Source organism: Nocardioides sp. LML1-1-1.1 (genome assembly GCF_040676175.1).
GTDB lineage: Bacteria > Actinomycetota > Actinomycetes > Propionibacteriales > Nocardioidaceae > Nocardioides.
In genome coordinates this window covers 412269-429726 of the sequence record NZ_JBEGHK010000001.1, presented here as the reverse complement: position 1 = coordinate 429726, position 17458 = coordinate 412269, and the positions used below count along the sequence as shown (strand labels likewise).

Sequence of the window (17458 nt, the reverse complement as noted above, 5' to 3'; positions counted from 1 at the left end):
TCCCGGCCAAGTGTGCGAGGGGGCTGGACCCTATGGGCCGCGGCCGAGCGAAAGCCAAGCAGACCAAGGTCGCACGCGACCTGAAGTACCGCACTCACGACACCGATCTCTCGGCGTTGGCCGCTGAGCTCCACGGGGAGCCGGCGAGCCGCACCGAGGAGGTCGAGCCCGAGGTGCTCGAGAAGTGGTCGGACTACGCCGACCCGAGTGATCGGTAGGCACGACGCGCGTCACCGCGCCTCGTGCATGACGATCACGTCTCCGTGGGTCCCGTAGCCCGCGAGCGCGCCGCCTGACGGCGTCCCGTCGAAGGTCACCAGCCGCCACCGGTCGTCCGGGTCGGCCGGGTCCGGCGGGACGACGGTGGGCCACGGCAGGTTCGAGGGGTACGGTGCGTCCACCGTGCCGATCTCACGCAGGTCGAGGTCGAGCACCGGGAACCGTCCGCGCCGTCCGCGCGGGCCGTCGCGACCGTCACTGGCGAGCACTCGCCACGCGGCGCCGTCGTGGTGCAGCGTGCTGCCCTCCGTCGCCGTACGGCCGGCCGCGGCGGCGCGCAGCGTGAGCGCCTCCAGCGACGGGCCGCTCGCCAGCACCGGGTGGAAGTCGAAGAACCGCCGCGCACTGACGTAGGCCACCAGCCACTCCTCCCCGGTGCGGACCAGGTGCGGGTCCCAGACCCCCACGCTCGGCCCGTCCGTCGGCAGGTCGAGCGCCCGGGTGGTCAGCAGGTGCTGCCCGCCGGTCAGGTCGGCGCTCGTCTCGGCGAGGGTCACCGCCACCCGGGCGTCCGCGCGCGCCCGCTTGTCGTCGGGGAAGTCCGACCAGGTGCTGGTGGCGACCAGCCAGCGATCGCCGTCGCGGACCACGTGGGTCGCGTGGTCGCCGTAGCCCCCGGGGCGATCGGGTCGTTGGAAGTACAGCTCGGCACCGCGCCGCACCCCCCCTTGTGCGTCAAGAGTCCACGTAGAGGTGTGTGCCGTGCCGAAGAACCCTGGTCCCGCGCTGGTCGCCGACAGCAGCACCGACCCGTCCACCGTGCGGTACGCCGAGCCGTCGGCCTCCGTCACCAGCCTGATGTCGCGCAGCCCCAGCTGGCCGAACGTCCCCGCCCGCCAGGCGGTCACCGTGCCCGGCTCGGTCGACGTCCACGAGGCGGTCAGCCCGGAGAGCCACTCGGGGGAGCGGACGTGGTCCGCCGCCAGGTCGACCCGGGCCCGGAGCACCCACGAGCCGGCCTCGAACGTCAGCGCCGAGACCTGCGTCCCGGTGAGCGCGAGCGCCAGGCGGCCCGGCGAGCGCCGGGTCCTGCCGTGGCGGCGGCTGCGGTGGACCGTCTCCGTCGCGCCGGAGCGGACCGTGATCCAGACCCGGCCCTGGTCGACGACCGCGGAGAGCTGGGAGCCGTCCGGGCCGGCCAGGCTCGCCGCGGTGCCGCCGCCGCGGCCCGAGAGCGACAGCTCGACCGCCGCGAACGGCGCCAGCAGGGGCAGCGCGCCGGTGCTCGACTGCTGAGCCCGCGGGTCGTCGTACCGCTCGGCGAGGAGGGTGCTCCCGACGACGTCGACCGGGCGGTGGCGCGCGACGATCTCGAAGCGGGGCAGCACCCGCGCAGCGTCTCACGCGGGCGCTGCCGGGGCCTCAGGAGGCGGCGTACCCGCCGTCGACCAGGTGGTAGCTGCCGGTGACGAAGCTGGCGGCGTCGGAGACCAGGAAGGCGACCAGCGCGGCGACCTCCTCCGGCGTGCCGAGGCGGCCGGTGGCGTGCTTGTCGGCGAGCGCCTGCCGGGTGGCGGCGTCGAGGTTGGCCTCGAGCAGCGGGGTGGTGATGAAGCCCGGGCCGACCGCGGTGACCCGCACGCCCTGGGCGCTGTGCTCGAGGGCGGCGTTCTTGGTGAGGCCGAGCAGGCCGTGCTTGGCGGTGACGTACGCCGAGGAGCCGGCGATGCCGACCGAGCCGAGCACCGAGGCCATGTTGACGATGGCGCCGCCGCCGTGGGCGGCCATCGCGGGGACCTGCGCGCGCACGCCGTAGAAGACGGCGTTGAGGTTGATGTCGACGACCTTGCGCCAGGAGTCGATCGGGTACTCCCCGACGGGTGCGTTGGCGCCGCCGATGCCGGCGTTGTTGACGGCGATCCGCAGCGGCGCGAGCGCCTCGGCGGCCGCGACCATCGCGGTCGCGGTGTCCGGGTCGCCGACGTCGCCGACGAAGGGCGCGGCGGTGCCGCCGGCGGCGGTGATCGCGTCGACGACGCCCTGCGCGGCGTCCGCGTCGATGTCGGCGACGAGCACGGACGCGCCGTTGGCGGCCAGCAGCTCGGCGACCGCGCGGCCGATGCCGGAGCCGCCCCCGGTGACGATGGCGGAGCGGTCGGCTACGTCGTAGGTGGCCATGGTGGGTTACCTCCTGAGTTCTCTCCGACAGGTGTCGGATAGCGAGTTAACCTACAGATGTCGGATAACATTCCGCGGGTGGACCCCCGCCAGCAGCGCAGCCGCGACCTCCTGCACGACGCCGTGCTCCGGTTGGCGGCCCGGCGGCCGGCCGCCGAGATCTCGATGACCGCGGTCGCCGCCGCGGCCGGCGTCCACCGCTCGACCGTCTACGAGCACGCCGGCTCGGTCGACGAGCTGCTCCAGGCCGCCCTCGGCGCCGAGCTCGACGAGCTGCGCGCCGGGCTCCCGGTGCCCGGAGCGCCGGCCGAGGAGGTGGCCCGGGCGGTGACCGCGGTGACCCGCGGAGTGCTGGAGCACGTGGCCCGGCACGCGGCGATCTACCGGGCCGGGCTGGCCGACGGGGACGCCGACCGTGGGCTGCGCGGGATGCTCGGGCGGCACTTCCGCGAGAGCGGGCGGATCCTGCGCGAGGTCTCCGGCGTCGACGTGGCGCTCGACGTACCGGGGCTGGAGCACGGGGTCGTCGCGGACGCCGCCGCGCGCTTCATCGCCGACGGCACGGTCGGCGTGATCGCGGCCTGGCTGGAGCATCCCGAGCTGGGCGTCGACGACCTGCTCGCGCTCTACGCGCGGCTGCTGCCGAGCTGGTGGCCGCGGGAGCTCGATGGCGGCACAATGCGAGCGTGACCCGCTCCCACGCCCTGCTCCTGCTCGCCGCCGACGAGCGCGGCGACCGCTCCGGCGAGGCCTTCGGGCTCGTCGTCGTGCTCGGCGGGGTCGTCGCCGGGCTGGTCCTGGTCGGTCTCTTCGTGCTTTGGGTCGCGGTCCTGGTCCAGGCGCTGCGGATCCCCGACTCGACCTGGGAGGCCGCCGACCAGAGCAAGCTCGTCTACGTGCTGCTCATGGTGCTGCTCGGCCTGCTCGGCACGGTCCTCTACTGGCTGGTCGCCCGCCCGGCGCTGCGCCGGACGGGCGCCGTCCCCGCTCAGGCGTAGGCCAGCAGGCCCGCGTCCACCTTCTCCCAGGCGGCGCGCAACGCCGCGAGGTCGGCGGGCCGCTTCTTCGCCAGGTCCGCCTGCTCCCGTACGTCGACCGCGAGGTCGTAGAGCCGGTCGGTGCCGTTCAGCCGCACGTACTTCAGGTCGCCCCGGCGCAGCGCCCGGCCGCTCCGGGTGCGCCAGAACAGGTCGCGCTCGGGCACGTCCTCGCCCTCGAAGAGGTGGCCGACCAGGCTGGTGCCGTCGAGCGGGTACGCCGGGTCGGGGCTCGCCCCGCCGAGCTCGAGGAAGGTCGCGGTCCAGTCGGTCGTGGTCACCGGGAGGTCGTCGACCTGCCGCTTCGCGATCCGGCCGGGCCAGGACAGGATCGCCGGGACCCGGATGCCGCCCTCGTTGACGCCGGCCTTGTTGCCGGTGAACGGCCAGTTGTAGCTGAACCGCTCGCCGCCGTTGTCGCTGGCGAAGAGCACGATGGTGTCCCGGTCCTGGCCGGTGCGGCGCAGCTCCGCGAGGACCTTGCCGATCGAGCGGTCGAGGTGCTCGACGAGCTCCTTGTACTTCTCCAGCGAGCCGCCGTCGTTGTGGAAGAGCGCCTGCGCGTCACCGTTCCGCAGGCGGGTGGTGAGCTCGTCGCTGACCGCCTTGTCGCCGGGGCCCTCCCAGGGCCAGTGCGGGGCGGTGAAGTTGAGGTTGAACAGCCACGGCCGGTGCTGCCGCGCGCCGGCGCGGATCACCGCGGTGGCCTTCTCGGTGAGGATGTCGGTGTAGTAGCGCGGGTCCTCGACGCGGGTCTCGCCGTCGTACAGGTCGTAGAGGCCGTTGTGGGCGTACTTGCTGAAGTAGTCCAGGCCGCCGGAGTAGTTGCCGTAGAAGGTGTCCCAGCCGGACTTGAGCGGCCCGAACGTCGGCAGGAAGCCGCCGTGCCACTTGCCGACCATGTGCGTGGAGTAGCCGGCGCCCTTGAGCAGCGAGGCCAGGGTCGGGTGCGAGGGCGGGATGCCGTCACGGTCGTTGGCCTGGCCGATCGGCTCCTGGAGGCCGCCGGGGATCCGGCCCGGGTGACGGCCGGTGTAGAGCGCGATGCGGGTGGGCGAGCAGACCGCGCCCGCGGAGTAGCCCTGGGTGAAGCGCACGCCCGAGGCGGCCAGAGCGTCGAGGTGCGGGGTCTCGATGTCGGGGGAGCCGTAGGCGCTGAGGTCGGCGGCACCGAGGTCGTCGGCGAGGATGATGAGGATGTTGGGCCGCGGGCGCCGGCCCTTGCTCGCGATCGCGCGGAACGGCTGCTCGGCGGACGCCTCGCCCGCGCCGGCGCCGACCACGGCGGCGGCGCCGAGGACGCCGACGGCGGCACCGGCGAGACCGCGGCGGGAGAGACCGGAGGGCGTGGTGGACTGGTCGGGCACGGGGGAGCCTCCTGCATAGTGGATTAAACCTGTCGACATAATAGTTTTCATGCCCGACGACGCACGAGGGGGTGTCCACGATGGGACGCGCTGACAGCACGCACCGCACCGCACGCGGGGTCCTGGTCCCCGGCGGACCCACCAGCATCGGCAGCGAGGACGCCTATCCGGAGGAGCGACCCGTGCGCCGGGTCGAGGTCCCCGACCTCTGGGTCGACGAGCACCCGGTCACCAACGCCGAGTTCCGTCGCTTCGTCGCCGACACCGGTCACGTCACCCTCGCCGAGCTGCCCCCGCCGCCCGTCCCCGGCGAGCGCCTCGACGAGCTCGCCCCCGGCTCCCTCGTCTTCACCCCGCCGGCCGGCCCGGTGCCGCTCGACGACTGGCGGCGCTGGTGGGCCTGGGTCCCCGGCGCCGACTGGCGCCACCCCGCCGGCCCCGGCAGCTCGCTGAGCGGCCGGGACAAGCACCCCGTCGTCCACGTCGCGCACGCCGACGCCCTCGCCTACGCCGCCTGGGCCGGCAAGCGGCTCGCGACCGAGGCCGAGTGGGAGCACGCCGCGCAGGCGGGCGCCACCACGACGTACCCGTGGGGGGAGGAGCTGGAGCCGCGCGGCCGGCCGATGGCCAACACCTTCCGCGGCGACTTCCCGTGGCGTCACGACGACCCCCGCGGCGCCGGTACGACGCCCGTCGGCTCCTACCGCCCCAACGCCTTCGGTCTCGTCGACATGATCGGCAACGTCTGGGAGTGGACCTCCTCGCCCTGGACCGACGACCACGGTCCCGCGCCGCTCTCCCTCGTGGCGAGCTGCTGCGCGCCCAGCGGGCCCGCGGCGGAGGAGGCGCGCGGGGTCACCAAGGGGGGATCACACCTGTGCGCGCCGTCGTACTGCCGCCGGTACCGGGCCAGCGCCCGGCAGGGTCAGGCGCTCGCGAGCAGCACCGGGCACCTCGGGTTCCGGTGCGTGCGGGACGCCTGAGGACGCCCGTCCCTGTCTCAGAATCGACAGGAACCGGTGGGCGGTGGCGCCGGCCGGGATAACCTCACCTGCCAGGACGGCGGAAGTGAGGCGTGGGTGGCGGGGGAGATCGAAGAGCTGCGCCGTGAGCTCGACGCCTGGTTGACGGGTGGTCCGCTCGAGACGCGGTGGCTCGACCTCGCGAGCGCGCTGCTGAGGTTCTGCCACGTCCATCGACCGGCGCCCGCGGCGTGGTCCCTGGTGGGTGGTGAGCCGTGGGTGACGATGTCCGACCTGCAGACCGTCGTCGTCGGCCGACTGCGCCGGGCCGACGGCCTGGCTGATGACGAGGCGGCCGTGAGCAGCTTCGCGACGATCGCCGCTCGTGCGGCGTTGGCCGACCTGCTCCCGGCCGAGCTGGACCGGGCGCCCGCGTGGTTCGGAGGAGATGCCGCGATGGGTGCCGCCGTGGTGGCTCGTGCGGTCGCCGGGGCGGTCGACGAGGTGTACGGCTCGACCTTCGTCGAGCACTTCCACGCGCGCGGCGAGCACCGGCTCCGGGTCGGAGAGGCGTACCCGGTCCTACCGCGTTCGCCGGCGGCCTTCCTCGGTGAGCACCGCCCGAACTCGCGTCCCTCGAACCTGCCGACCCGGGAGCTGACCGCACTGCCGCACCTGCGGCTGGCCCTGCGGGACACCTCCGTCGACTACGTCCTGGACTTCGACTCCTGGAACCGGCTCGGACCGCTCGGCAGCGACCAGAGCCTGCGGATCGCGATCGGCCAGCCGAACCTCGCCCTCGACGAGCTGGACATCCACCGCGCCGAGGAGCCTCGCCGCTACACGAACCGGGGACCTCGGGCGCCCGAACGCCAGGCGCGGCGGGTGGCTCGGCTGGCGGCCGCCGCGGGCGAGGCCGGAGCCGATGTCCTGCTGCTGCCGGAGTACACCCTCAACGACGACACCGTCGACCACCTGCGGCCGTTGCTGCGCGACCTGCGTCGCGCACCGCGTCTCGTCGTGGGCGGCAGCTGTGGGATCACCGAGTCCGGTGCGCTCCTCAACGAGGCCTGGCTGTGCCTGTCCGGCACCTGGCCCTCGGTGCTCCACGAGGTCGTCACCCCTCCGAAGCTGTCACCTGCGCCGGTGGACGGCTACGAGGAGAACATCGAGGCCGGCAGCGAGGTCCGTGTCCATGTCGGCCAGCGCTGGACGATCGCTGTGCTCATCTGCCGGGACGCGATGAACACCGACGTGCTCCACCAGCTCGCCGAGATCGGGGTCAACCTGGTGCTCGTCCCGGCGATGACGAGCAAGTCCCGTTCGATGACCGAGCTGGTCACCCCGCTCCTGGCCAGCTCGCAGGCGTTCGTGGCGCTGGTCGCGGGGCCGGCGCACTGGGTGCGGCGGCTCCCTGAACCGGCACCGGCTCGGGGCTCGCGGGTCGAGGCGGTCTTCGGCGCGCCGTACGACGAGGGCCCGCCGTTGGTCGAGCTGCCCCGAGCGGACGACCCGGCCACCTGTCCGGCGCCGACCGCGCGCGGTGTGTGGATCCATGACTCGGCCGAGCGGACCGTGCGCTGGATCGAGACCGAGCTCGAGCCGACTGAGGGTCACACTGATTGACAATAGTTGTGGCCCCTGGCAGGATGGGTCCATGACGGGGATGACATCGCACCTTGCCCTGCTGCTGGACACGCTCGGATCACGGGCCCGCGAGCAAGGCAAGGGGCTGAGCGATGCCGTCGGTGTGGTGGGCGACCTCGGCCGGGTGCTGGCACGAGGCAGCGAGGCGGAGGTGCGCGACGTCCAGGCCGCGGTCGCGGCACTGCGCGAGCGGCTGGAGGTCGGCGAGGTCGACAACCAACCCGTCAAGGCGCTCGACGGCCACAACGGTCATGCCTACCTCGCCGGCGCCCTGTGGGCGATCAACGAGCTGATGTCGGCCCAGCTCGACGTGGTGGATGCGGCTCGCACCGCCGAGCCGACCGGCACCCGCCGGTCGCAGGTCGAGCGCGTGGTGCTCGCGGCGCTGGACGGCACGGTCCCGCGCAGCCCCAAGGACATCGCGGAGTCGCCTGAGGGCGCGGCTGCCGGTCTGCGCAACGACGAGATCTCCCGGGCCTTGAGCGGCCTGCTCGCCGCCGGGCGGGCCGAGGTCGTCGACCCGGCCTCGCCGGACACGGATCGGCGTCGCAAGTACTTCCGCCTGGTCCACTGAGCCAGGAGCACGAAGGGCCCCGCAGCACGCTGCGGGGCCCTTCGTGTGCTGGTGGCCAGGGGCGGGGTCGAACCGCCGACCTACCGATTTTCAGTCGGTCGCTCGTACCAACTGAGCTACCTGGCCAGGCAGTCGCACACCTTACTAGAGCCCCCCGGTTCTCACGAAAGCGGCGGACACCCGTGGACGGCAGGTGGCCGGCCTCGGGCCGGGATGGGCGCGGGGCAGCGGCGGCGCACTATGCTGGCCCGGCTGTCGTGGGCCTGGTCCGGCGACGGCGGGCCCCCATCGTCTAGCGGCCCAGGACACCGCCCTTTCACGGCGGGTACGCCGGTTCGAATCCGGTTGGGGGTGCTCCAACCGGCGTGGCGCGAGAGCGAGGACGGGGATGGCGGGCGAGGTCTCGGGCGGTGACCCGCACGACGACCGCGCCTGGATGCCGGCGGAGCCGGCCGCGCCCGGCCCGCCGCCGACGGCGGGGGAGTCGCTGGCCGGCTACACCGACCTCGTCGAGATCGGGCGGGGCGGGGAGAGCGTGGTCTACCGCGCCCGCGACGCCCGGCTGAACCGGGACGTCGCGATCAAGGTGCTGCTCGTCGACGACGCCACCACGGTGTCCCGCTTCCAGCGCGAGGTCGAGATCACCGTCAGCCTCGGCCGCCAGCACCCCAACATCATGACCGTCCTGGCGACCGGTACGACGGCCTCGGGCCGCCCGGCGATCGTGATGGACCACTACGAGCGCGGGTCCCTGGACCACCGCCTGCACGAGACCGGTCCCATCCCGGCCCCGGACGTGGTCGCGATCGGCACCGTGCTGGCCGACGCGCTCTCCTTCGCCCACGCCCACGGCGTGCTGCACCGCGACGTGAAGCCGCAGAACGTGCTGGTGCTGCCGACGTCGTACGTCCTCGCGGATTTCGGCATCGCCCGGCTCGCCGGCTCCGAGCACACCGCGTCGGCGGAGCGGTTCACCTACCGGCACGCCTCGCCGCAGATCCTCGACGGCCACCCGCCGACGGCGTCCGACGACATCTGGTCGCTGGGCTCGACGCTGTTCACGCTGCTCGACGGGCGGCCGCCGTTCGCCTCCGACGACCCGGAGGACGACACGGCGCTGGCCTACCTTCGCCGGGCCCGGACCGAGCCGCACCGGCCGCTCGCCGTCACCGACGCCAACGCCGGGCTGGTCGCGGTGGTGGAGCGGGCGCTGCGCAAGGACCCCGCCGAGCGCTGGCCGGACGCCGCGGCGATGCGCGACGCGCTGGAGGACCTGCGTGCCTCGCTGCGGGCCTGGGCGCCCGAGGCCGGCACGACGGCGGCCCCGGTGCCCCGCCGGCACCGCGACGACACCGCGGAGCGGCCGCCCGCCGAGCCCGCGCACGCGCCGGAGCCCGAGCCCACGCCGGTCGCCGAGCCCGGCCCGGTCGCGCTGTCGGTCCTCTCCCACGCCCCCGGCAGCGCCGAGGTCCGCGATGCCGAGCCGACGGCCCACGGCATCGACGACGGCGGCCGTGGCCCGGAGGGCGAGGTGCTGCCCGGCGCCGACGAGCCCCGGCCTCGCAAGCGGCGGATCGCGCTCGTCCTCGGCGTCGTGGCGACCATCGTCGGGATCAGCCTGGGCATCGCGGCCCAGACCCTGCGCAGCGACGGCGACGACCCGCCGCAGCGCCGCGACCAGGGCGCCACCGCCCTGCCGACGCTCGACCCCAGCTCGGGTGGCACGGTGCAGCCGCCGAAGTACAACCCCGCGATCAGCCCGGTGCTGCGCAGCCTGAAGGACGAGGGCACCACGCTCACCCTGACCTGGGCCGACCGGACGGGCGGCGAGGCGTCGTTCACCGTGGTGCAGACCCGCCCGGTGCGGGCGATCCTCGGACAGCTGCTCGCCGCCGGCACCACGTCGTACGCCATCACCGGGGTCGACCCGGAGGCCAAGGACCTCTGCTACACCGTCATCGCGACGACGCTGGACGGGGAGCTCGCCGCGGCGAAGGCGCCGCGCTGCCGCTCCTGAGCAGCGGCCGGGGGTCGAAGGGCCACCACAGCCGCCGCCACACCGGGACGGTACGACGGGCCGCCCGCCGCACCACGGCCAGCCCGGCGGGGGCGTCCCCGCGCTCCGGGACCGGCTCGGGGCCGAAGGCCGCCTGCTCGGCGGCGTCGGCCAGCGGCCGGACCTCCGGCGTGCCGAGCGCGGTGGCGGCCCGCTCGGCGACCTGGGTCGCGGACTCGTGCGTGGCGGCGGGCCGGCCGGCCAGCACCAGGTAGTCGAGGACCTCCGCCCACGCCCCGCGGGCGCCGGAGCGGCGCTGGCGGAAGGAGCGCACGCCGCGCGCCGCGCCCAGCGCCGCCAGCGGCAGGACCAGCACCGCGACGGCCAGCGGCCACCAGGGCAGCGCGCCCCCGCCGCCGGAGCCGCCCGGCCGGTCGGCCGTGGGCTGCGTCGGCGGCGGCGTCGCGGCCTCCGTCGGCTGCTCGGTCGGGGTGGGCGTCGGCGGCGCCGGCTGGGGCGGCGGCGTCACGTCGGGGCGGGAGAAGGTGTCGTCCTCCGGGGTGGGCTGGAAGGGCACCCAGCCCTGGTCCTCGAAGTAGACCTCGGGCCAGGCCAGCGCGTCCCGGCCGTGCACCAGCCGGGTGCCGTCGGCCTGCTCGGTGCCGGCCTTGAAGCCGACGACCAGCCGGGTCGGCAGGCCGGACATCCGGGCGAGCAGCACGAAGGCGGTGGCGAACTGCTCCGAGGTGCCGCTCTGCGCGCCCCACGTGCCGGGCGCACCGCCGAGGAACTGCACGATCCGGGCCCCGCTCGACCCCGACGGCGCCTCGGGGTCGACCCGCCGGCTGCCGCGGACGGCCTGCTCCAGCGCCTCCGCCCGCTGGTACGGCGTGCTCGTCCCGGCCGTCGCCTCCTGGGCGTAGCCGAGCAGGGTCTGCGTCAGCTCGGCACCGGAGGCGCCGAAGTCGGGCACCTGCAGGTACGGCGCTGCCGCGTCCCCGTCCGGGACGTCCGCCTCGGCGAGGGCGGCGGGCTCCGGTGCGTCGCTCTGTGCGGACACGTCGTAGCGCAGGCCGGCCGTGCGGCCGGGGGCGTAGACGGCGCCGGTCTCGACGTCGTAGAGCGCGCCGTCGAGGTCGAGCGCGGTCGGCGTCCCGGGGGTCGGCAGCCACGGACCGGTCAGGTCGAGCAGGTCGATCTGCTCGTCGAGCACGGCCTGGCGCGGGCCGCGGGGCAGCGCGGGGGAGCCGATCGTGCCGAACCGGGCATAGCTCGTCGGTGCCTCCCAGCTCGCGCCGTTGTGCTCGGTCAGCGTCACCAGCCGCAGCGGGTAGGCGGTGCCCTCGACGCGGAGCAGCTCGACGGCGGGGTCGAGCAGCCAGGCGTGCATCTGGGGCAGCGGGTTCGGCACCGACTGCTCGGTGGTGGGCGCGTGCACGACCTCGCGCGGGTCGAAGGCGTTGCTCGCGGGCACGGCCGCGACGCCGGCGACCACGCCGACGGCCAGGGCGGCGACCGGCACCAGCACGCGCGTCCGACGGGCGGTGGGCTCCGCGTGCTCGTCGAGCAGGGTCCAGCCGGCCAGGGCGAGGACCACGATCGCCGCCGCGAGCAGGCCGAGCGGGTCGCCGTCGCCGGAGGTCAGGAGCAGCCCGGCGACGTAGAGCACCAGGGCGCCGCAGACCGGCGCGAAGCGTGCGCTCCGGTCGCGGCGCAGGCCGACCAGCAGGCTGACGATGCCGGCGAGGAGCACGGGCGCGGCCAGCAGCCGGGCGCTCGGCGCGAGCGGCTGCGGCTCGGTGAGCAGCAGCGGCAGCGCGTCGGAGACGGTGCTGGTGAACGACGTGCCGCCCTCGGCGCCCAGCAGGTAGGCCAGCAGCACGAGCAGGATCATCAGCACCGAGGTGCTCGCCCAGCGCGAGACGCCGAGCCGGAGCGCGAGCCCCAGCAGCAGCATCGGTACGACGGCCGCGGCCCCGATCACGAGCGGCGGTGCCCAGTGCCCCCACGCCAGCGCGAGCGAGACGCTGCCGGCCACGAGCAGGGCCGCGGACCAGGCCGTCGTGGCGACGTCGCGTGCGCTCACCGGGCCACGGTCCGTTCCCAGGCGGCGGCCAGGTCGGTCGAGGTCCGGCCGCGGAGCAGGACCAGCCCGGCGCGCTGCTCCACCCCGGCGGCGGGGGCGGGGTCGACGACCAGGACGTACTGGCCGAGCGCGACGGCGGCGGCGAGCGCCAGGTCGGCCAGGTCGGCCGCGCGGCCGGTGACGGCGGTGAAGACGTCGAGATCGCGGGTGCCGAGGTCGGCGAGCGCGGGCTCCTCGGCCGGCTGGATCTCGGCGAGCAGCCACTCCAGGTGCTCGACCTCGGGGCTGTGCCGGCCCGCGTCGCGCCCCGCGACGTCGACCTCGGCGAGCCCGCTGGCGGTGCGGAAGCGCAGCGGGTGGCCGGCCTCGGCCGCGGCGTGGCACAGCGCGTGGGCGAGCTCGACCGCCTCCTCGAACTGGGCCTCGTCCGGATAGCTCGCCACCCGGTCGTCGAGCAGGACGAAGACGTGCGGCTCGGACGGGTCGGCGTCCTCGCGCACCATCAGCGTGCCGGTGCGGGCCGAGGTCGGCCAGTGCAGGCGGCGCAGGTCGTCGCCGACGGTGTACTCGTGCAGCCCGACCAGGTCGGTGCCGCCGTGCTCGATCGCGTCACCGCCGGCGTTGACCGCGCGCCGGTGGCCGGGCGCCATGCCGCTCAGCGGGATCCGCCGCGGGAGCACCCGGACCTGGAGCACCTCGCCCGCCTCGGCGGAGCGGGCGGCCATCCCGGTGAGCCCGGAGCGGCGCACGTGCAGCGGCCCGACGTCGACCAGGCCGCGCCGCGAGGTCGGGATGTCGTAGCCGACCCCGCTGTCGCCGGCACCGCGCGGCAGTGCCACCGGCACCCGCCGGCCGTCCACCTGGTCGGCCACGTCGAGCCGGGCGAGCCCGGTCCGTGGCCGGCCGGTCAGGCTGAGGTGCCCGCGGCAGCTCTCGCCGCGGACCACGACACGCGGCTCCACCTCCCGTCGTACGACGACCCGGGGCGCGCCGTGGCAGGCGACCACCTCGGCGAGCACCAGCAGGGCGAGGATGCCGCCGAGCCCGGCGAGCACGGGGTAGTGCCACCACAGGCCGAGCCCGAGCAGGAGCAGCGCGGCGAGCAGGGTGAGGCGGCCGCGCGCGGTGAGCACGGCCAGCGGCTCAGGCACGGCGAGGGCCACGACTCACCCGCGGTCCGGCTGCGGCGGCTCGACGGTCTGCAGCACGTCGTGCAGCACGGCGTCGGCGGTGTGCCCGCCGAGCGCGGCCTCGCGGGTGAGCACGATCCGGTGGGCGAGCACCGGCTCGGCCAGACGCTGCACGTCGTGGGGGATGACGTAGTGGCGGCCCTGCGCGGCGGCGTAGACCTGCAGGCAGCGGACCAGCGCCCGCAGCCCGCGGGTGCTCGCGCCGAGCCGGACCCGCGGGTCCTTGCGGGAGGCGGCCCCGATGTCGCGGACGTAGCGCAGGATCGGGTCGGCGACGTGCAGGTGCCGCAGCCGGGCCATCCGGTCGGCGACCTCGGCCGGCGTGGTGACCGCCGCGACCTCGCCGATGACGCCCGCGGTGCTGCCCGGCCGGAGCACGTCGAGCTCGTGCTCGATGTCGGGGTAGCCCAGCGCGGTGCGGACCAGGAAGCGGTCGAGCTGTGCCTCGGGCAGCTTGTAGGTGCCGTCGAGGTCGACCGGGTTCTGGGTGGCGATCACGACGAAGGGCGCGGGCACCGGGTGGGCCTCGCCGTCGACGGTGACCGTGTGCTCCTCCATCACCTCCAGCAGCGCCGACTGGGTCTTCGCGGCGGCTCGGTTGATCTCGTCGGCGAGCAGCACGTTGGCGAACACCGGCCCCGGCCGGAAGCGCACCGCCCCGTCGCGGGGGTCGAAGATCGTGGTGCCGGTGACGTCGCCGGGCAGCAGGTCGGGGGTGAACTGGATGCGTCGTACGGTCCCGCCGAGGGCCTGGGCGGTCGCCCGGGCCAGCGTGGTCTTGCCGGTGCCGGGCACGTCCTCGAGGAGCACGTGACCGCCGGTGAAGGTGGCGATGAGGACGAGGTCCACGATCGGCCGCTTGCCGTGCACGGCGCGCTCGATCGCGTCACCCACCCGCTGGTGCAGCGCGCGGAAGTCGGCGATGTCCTGCGGGGTCGGAGCGGCGGTGGGGATGGTGGCGGTCACGAGCGGCGGCCTTCCTGGGGTCGTCGGGGGATCAGCGGCACTGCTCGTTGGTGCCGACCGGCGGGTCCGGCCAGCACCTCCAGCGGGCGCCGGTGTTGAGGGTCCCGGTGGCGCTCGCGGCCGGTCCGGTGGCGCTGGCGTTGCGGGCGCGCACGGTCACCGTGAAGTCCTCGGCGCCGTTGCCGGCCTCGCAGTCCCTGGTCGCGGTCGCGCTGCGGCCGGCGCCGTCGGTGGTCCGGGTGATCGCCGCGGCGCCGTCACCGAAGGTGATGTCGTAGCCCGCGATCGGCCAGCCGTTGTCGGGCGCCGCGCCCCAGGTGACGGTCATCGTGCAGGTGCCGTCGGCGTAGATCGGGGTGCCGGTGCGCCGGAAGTCGCCGTCGGCCCGCACGTTCGCCGGTGCGCCCGGCTGCGGCGGCGGAGGTACGTCGGTCTGGTTGCTCCCGGCGGGGCCGGTGCCGAAGGCGTTGGTGGCGGTGACCGTCGCGACGAAGTCCTCGCCGAGGCTGCCGCAGCTGTCGTCCAGGTAGTTGCAGCCGAACGTCGCCGACGCGCTGCGCTGGTCCGCGGTCGCTGCCACGGTGCGCTCGCCGAGGCCGCCGCCGCCGATGGTCACGGAGTAGCCGGTGATCGCGGAGCCGTGGTCGGCCGCGGCGTCCCAGGTGACGGTGACCTTGACCCGGTAGATCTTCGGGGTGCTGGTCGGCTCGGCGTCGACCCGGACGTTCGGCGGGGCACCGGGCTGGCTGCTGGTCGTGACCGTGTTGGACGCCGCGCTGGTCCGGGACTGGCTGCCGAGCACGGCGGTCACGGTGAAGGAGACGGGCGTGCCGGGCGCGACCCCGTTGACGACGGCCTCGCGCTCGGTGCCGTTGGCGCGGGCGACCTCCCGGCCGCCTCCGTTGACGACGAACTCGGCGGCCGCCGTGCCGGTGTGGCTCCAGGTGACCCGGACCGTCCCGTTGGACTGCGCGGTGGCCGTGACGCCGGTCGGCGCGGTCACCGGGTCGGGGTCGCGGGCCGGGGTGACCTGGTTGGAGGCGGGAGAGGTGGCGCGCTGGTCGCCGTTGACGGCGGTGACGGTGAAGGTCACCGGGGTGCCCAGGGGTGCCGTCACGGTCGCCTCGCGGGCCCCGCCGGCCACCCCCGCCGAGGGGGTGACGTCGGTGCCGGCCCCGGTGGCGACGGTGAACTGGCCGGCCGGGGTGCTCCCGGCGTGGGTCCAGGTGAGGTGGACGGTGCCGTCGCCCAGCGGGGTCGCGACGACGCTCGCGGGCGTCGCGAGCGGCTCGGGGTCGCGGGCCGGCGTCACCGGGTTGGAGGCCGCGGACCGGACCCGCTCCTTGCCCTTGACCGCGGTGACGACGTAGGTGACGGGCTTGCCGAGCGCGGCGCCGTCGTCGACGTAGTCGCGGTCGTCGGCCGTCAGGTCCTGCGTCAGCACGGCACCGCCGGAGCGCTCGACGCGGTAGTGCTCGGGCGCGACCTCGCCGCTCTGCGCCCAGGAGATGCGCACCTTCCCGCCGGGCTCGGCGGTGGCGAGGACGCTGACCGGGGCCGCGAGCTCGTCGGGTGCGCCGTCGTCCGGGATCTCGTTGGACGGCGCGGACACCGCCCGCTCACGGCCGTTGATCGCGGTGACGGTCCAGGCGGTGGGCGTGGTCGGCGCGCGCTCCTTGAGCCGCACCTCGCGCTGGTCGCCGTCGCGGAGGTAGGCGACCCGGCCACCGCCGGCCTCGCGCACCTCGAACGCCTCGGCGCCGGGCCGGCCGGAGTGCGACCAGCGGACGACCACCCGGCCGCCCTCGACGGTGGCGACCACGCTGCTCGGCGCCGCGAGACCGTCCTGGTCCCCGTTGCCGGGGTTGCGGCCGGGGTCCTTGCCGCCGTGGTCCCGGCCGCCCTCGGGCGGCGGGAGCAGCTTGATCGGGGGCGTGGAGACCTTGATCGGCGGCGGGGGCTCGCGGTCGCGGCCCTGGTCGCGGTCCTGCCCGGCGTTCTGCTGGAGGTCGGGGTAGCCGCCGTCGTTCCGGCCGTTGCGGACCGGGGCGCCGCGGTCGCGGCGGGTGAAGGTCTTGGTGTCGCCGTTCGGCAGCACCCGGATGCCGGTGTCGGCGCCCTGCACGTTGATCAGGAGGTAGCCGTCGTCGAGCACCAGCTCGATGCCGGAGCCCTCGGCGGGCGTCCGGATGGCGCCGATGACCTTGCCGTCCGGGCTGAGCCGCAGCACCGTGGACTCGCCCGCGCAGGGCACGTAGACCGAGTCGTGGAAGGCCAGCGGCGCGCCCGGCCGCTCGCAGGCCGTGCCGAGCGGGACCTGGACGACGCGCTCGCCGGACACGATGACCACGGTGCCGTTGTCCGGCGAGGAGACCGGCACCAGGTCGTCGGGGCTGACGCCCGGACCGGCCAGGTGGCCCTTGATGTCGACGCCGCCGTGGACGATGTCGCGGCCGGTGCCGATCTGGACGACGATGCCGTTGTCGGGGCCGAAGAGGGTCACGCCCTTCGCGTGGGCCACCAGCACCGACCCGGGACCGGAGTGCTCGACCTTGCGGGTGTCCTCGACGATGAAGGTCTGCGACGCCGGCGACCAGGTCAGCGCGGTGACCAGGCCCTCGGGGTCGAGCACCCAGATGGTGCCCTGCTCGTCGATCTTGGCGTCCACCAGGCCGGTGGGGGAGAACCAGATCTCGCCGACGGGCCGGGTCGTCACCGCGTCGAGCGCCGCGAAGGTGCCCTCCTGCTTGTCGAGCCGGAAGAACTGCTCGTCGTGGGCGAGGAGCTCGACCTGGTCGCCGTCGCGCACCCGGCTCTGGCCGGTCTGCAAGATCGTGGCGAGGTCGAAGGAGGTGATCGTGCCGGTCGCCCGGTTGAGCACGACCAGGCCGCCGTCGTACTGGGCGAGCTGGAGGGGGTCGTCGGGGTCACCCGCGTCGAGCGCGCCCATCGGCTCGCCGGTGAGCGGGTTGACCTGGAGCACCTCGCCGGAGGGCTCGTCCTTGAGCCAGCTCAGGCCGTCCGTCAGGTCGAGCGAGGTGCGGGCGAGACCGTTGCCGAAGACGAGCCCGGCGAGCAGCGAGGCCGCGACGACGACCACCGAGAGCTCGGCCGTGCCGCGTGCCGAACGACCGCGCGTCAGCCACCTCCGCGGCCCCGAGATCCGCCTCATCGCCATCGTCTCCTTCGCTCCGTCGGCGAGCCTTACCCTCGCACGACGAACAGTGTTCTCAAAC

General features: G+C 75.0%; 14 protein-coding genes and 2 tRNA genes. 8 read left to right on the top strand and 8 right to left on the bottom strand.

The genetic code is table 11. The annotated features are described in order from the left end of the window. Positions 1–32: 32 nt before the first annotated feature. On the top strand, positions 33–218 hold the full coding sequence (locus tag MRBLML1_RS02100) for a DUF3073 domain-containing protein (RefSeq protein WP_278258611.1): 186 nt from the start codon (positions 33–35) through the stop codon (positions 216–218). A gap of 12 nt (positions 219–230) precedes the next feature. On the opposite strand, the gene MRBLML1_RS02095 is transcribed toward MRBLML1_RS02100, so the two are convergent. Together MRBLML1_RS02095 and MRBLML1_RS02090 are read right to left on the bottom strand one after the other, a co-directional pair. Beyond that, positions 231–1607, bottom strand: coding sequence for a hypothetical protein (locus tag MRBLML1_RS02095; RefSeq protein ID WP_364510682.1), 1377 nt, complete (start codon positions 1605–1607; stop codon positions 231–233). A gap of 34 nt (positions 1608–1641) precedes the next feature. Continuing rightward, positions 1642–2397 carry an SDR family NAD(P)-dependent oxidoreductase gene (locus tag MRBLML1_RS02090; protein ID WP_364510679.1) on the bottom strand — a complete coding sequence of 252 codons (756 nt, stop codon included), beginning with the start codon at positions 2395–2397 and terminating at the stop codon, positions 1642–1644. A gap of 78 nt (positions 2398–2475) precedes the next feature. Between MRBLML1_RS02090 and MRBLML1_RS02085 the strand changes: the two genes are divergently transcribed. Both MRBLML1_RS02085 and MRBLML1_RS02080 read left to right on the top strand, forming a co-directional pair. After that, positions 2476–3087, top strand: coding sequence for a TetR/AcrR family transcriptional regulator (locus tag MRBLML1_RS02085; protein ID WP_364510676.1), 612 nt, complete (start codon positions 2476–2478; stop codon positions 3085–3087). After that, on the top strand, positions 3084–3395 hold the full coding sequence (locus MRBLML1_RS02080; protein WP_364510673.1) for a hypothetical protein: 312 nt from the start codon (positions 3084–3086) through the stop codon (positions 3393–3395). Before MRBLML1_RS02085 ends, MRBLML1_RS02080 begins: the two co-directional genes overlap by 4 nt. Here MRBLML1_RS02080 and MRBLML1_RS02075 read toward each other — a convergent pair. Continuing rightward, the gene (locus tag MRBLML1_RS02075; protein ID WP_364510671.1) at positions 3386–4801 is read right to left on the bottom strand and encodes a sulfatase-like hydrolase/transferase; all 1416 of its coding nucleotides are present in this window, start codon (positions 4799–4801) and stop codon (positions 3386–3388) included. The genes MRBLML1_RS02080 and MRBLML1_RS02075 overlap by 10 nt on opposite strands. An 80-nt stretch (positions 4802–4881) precedes the next feature. Between MRBLML1_RS02075 and MRBLML1_RS02070 the strand changes: the two genes are divergently transcribed. The 3 genes from MRBLML1_RS02070 (at position 4882) to MRBLML1_RS02060 (ending at position 7984) form a co-directional block, all read left to right on the top strand. Beyond that, complete coding sequence (locus MRBLML1_RS02070; RefSeq protein WP_364510668.1) at positions 4882–5784, top strand: formylglycine-generating enzyme family protein; 903 nt, start codon at positions 4882–4884, stop codon at positions 5782–5784. A gap of 96 nt (positions 5785–5880) precedes the next feature. Further along, positions 5881–7389, top strand: a complete 1509-nt coding sequence (locus MRBLML1_RS02065; protein ID WP_364510666.1) for a hypothetical protein — start codon at positions 5881–5883, stop codon at positions 7387–7389. A gap of 31 nt (positions 7390–7420) precedes the next feature. Then, positions 7421–7984: a hypothetical protein gene (locus MRBLML1_RS02060; protein ID WP_364510663.1), complete on the top strand. Its 564-nt coding sequence runs from the start codon at positions 7421–7423 to the stop codon at positions 7982–7984. A gap of 49 nt (positions 7985–8033) precedes the next feature. On the opposite strand, the gene MRBLML1_RS02055 is transcribed toward MRBLML1_RS02060, so the two are convergent. Beyond that, positions 8034–8110: transfer RNA gene (locus tag MRBLML1_RS02055), tRNA-Phe, on the bottom strand. Positions 8111–8265: 155 nt separating this feature from the next. Here MRBLML1_RS02055 and MRBLML1_RS02050 point away from each other — a divergent pair. Both MRBLML1_RS02050 and MRBLML1_RS02045 read left to right on the top strand, forming a co-directional pair. Beyond that, positions 8266–8338 (top strand) — tRNA-Glu (locus tag MRBLML1_RS02050). A 34-nt stretch (positions 8339–8372) separates the two neighbouring features. Then, positions 8373–10001 (top strand): protein kinase domain-containing protein, encoded by a 1629-nt coding sequence (locus MRBLML1_RS02045; protein ID WP_364510660.1) that lies wholly within the window; start codon positions 8373–8375, stop codon positions 9999–10001. Here MRBLML1_RS02045 and MRBLML1_RS02040 read toward each other — a convergent pair. Genes MRBLML1_RS02040 through MRBLML1_RS02025 form a run of 4 tightly spaced genes read right to left on the bottom strand, consistent with a single transcriptional unit; the run spans position 9940 to position 17394 of the window. Beyond that, on the bottom strand, positions 9940–12066 hold the full coding sequence (locus tag MRBLML1_RS02040) for a transglutaminase-like domain-containing protein (RefSeq protein WP_364510658.1): 2127 nt from the start codon (positions 12064–12066) through the stop codon (positions 9940–9942). The genes MRBLML1_RS02045 and MRBLML1_RS02040 overlap by 62 nt on opposite strands. Beyond that, positions 12063–13217 carry a DUF58 domain-containing protein gene (locus tag MRBLML1_RS02035; RefSeq protein ID WP_364510655.1) on the bottom strand — a complete coding sequence of 385 codons (1155 nt, stop codon included), beginning with the start codon at positions 13215–13217 and terminating at the stop codon, positions 12063–12065. Before MRBLML1_RS02035 ends, MRBLML1_RS02040 begins: the two co-directional genes overlap by 4 nt. A 15-nt stretch (positions 13218–13232) precedes the next feature. Next, positions 13233–14222 (bottom strand): AAA family ATPase, encoded by a 990-nt coding sequence (locus MRBLML1_RS02030; RefSeq protein WP_364510652.1) that lies wholly within the window; start codon positions 14220–14222, stop codon positions 13233–13235. 31 nt (positions 14223–14253) lie between these two features. Then, entirely contained in the window at positions 14254–17394 is a 3141-nt protein-coding gene (locus MRBLML1_RS02025; RefSeq protein WP_364510650.1) for a hypothetical protein, read from the bottom strand. Positions 17395–17458 lie beyond the last annotated feature (64 nt).